General features: G+C 43.0%; 1 protein-coding gene. It reads left to right on the top strand.

What is annotated here, in order from left to right; translation table 11 throughout:
- Positions 1-342, top strand: a 342-nt coding sequence (locus HC176_RS18110; RefSeq protein WP_209309812.1) for a cytochrome c oxidase subunit 3, incomplete at both ends; no start/stop codon positions are given.

Consider the following 342-nt stretch of genomic DNA (forward strand, 5'->3'; position numbering starts at 1 on the left):
GGCAATGATGTTTGCCGGGCTTACCAGTGCTTATGTGGTAAGTAAGTCCAGGCCAGACTGGGTAGCTGAACTTGACCTGCCTGCCAGCTTTCTATGGAGCACCATAATCATATTGTTGAGCAGTATCACTCTTCATTTTGCTGAAAGGGCTATAAAAAGAGATGATCGCTCCCTTACTACTACAGGATTGCTGGCGACATTAGGCCTAAGTGTGGTCTTTATTGTGCTGCAGTTTTACAGTTTTAATCAGCTTATTTCTGATGGATTTTACTTCACCGGGAGTGAAAGTAACATTACCACATCTTTTATTTATATCGTTGTTCTTGCGCATCTTGCCCACCT

It is taken from the genome of Tamlana crocina (genome assembly GCF_012037625.1).